The sequence below is a fragment of the Rhizobium sp. 01T444 genome, assembly GCF_056398305.1.
Genome location: NZ_JBFTPD010000328.1, coordinates 1 through 567 on the forward strand (window position 1 = coordinate 1; position 567 = coordinate 567).

Annotated in this window: 1 protein-coding gene; it reads left to right on the forward strand. The window is 65.1% G+C overall.

Going from position 1 to position 567, the window contains the following annotated elements:
• Positions 1-567: NAD-dependent epimerase/dehydratase family protein (locus tag AC1DTN_RS38735; protein ID WP_477925524.1), on the forward strand; the 567-nt coding region annotated here is incomplete at both ends.

Consider the following 567-nt stretch of genomic DNA (forward strand, 5'->3'; position numbering starts at 1 on the left):
CCGGCGCATCAACTTCGAGCTCCCCGCGCGAGTGATCGAGGGTGCGTGTGGGGCAGGTCTGCGCGTCGTGACGTTCGGGACTGTGATGGAACGGTTAGCGGACCATCCCAATTCGTACATCGCGACCAAGGCCGAACTCGGCCGCTTGGCGACGGAGCGCGCCAACCACGGCGCTCCGGTTACTCACCTTCAGGTCCACACGCTGTACGGCGGTGGGGAGGCTGCCCCCTTCATGTTCCTGGGGCAGATGTGCCGTGCGCTGCGAGCGGGTCGCCCATTCGAAATGTCCCCTGGTCGCCAACTGCGCGAATACCATCACGTCGAAGACGACGTCGCCGCACTGCATGCACTGCTAGGTGCGGATATGACCGGTGTGGTAGCGCTGAGTCATGGCTCGCCCTGTACGCTGCGCGAGCTGGCGGTCCATGTGTACTCTGCCTTGGGGCGGGCCGAACTTCTGCATGTGGGCGCCCGGCCCGAGCCGGCAGCGGACAATTACGCAACTGTGCTGCCGCGCTTGCCGGCACTCGAACATTTCCACTTTCGTCCGGCGTTGCAGGGCGTCAC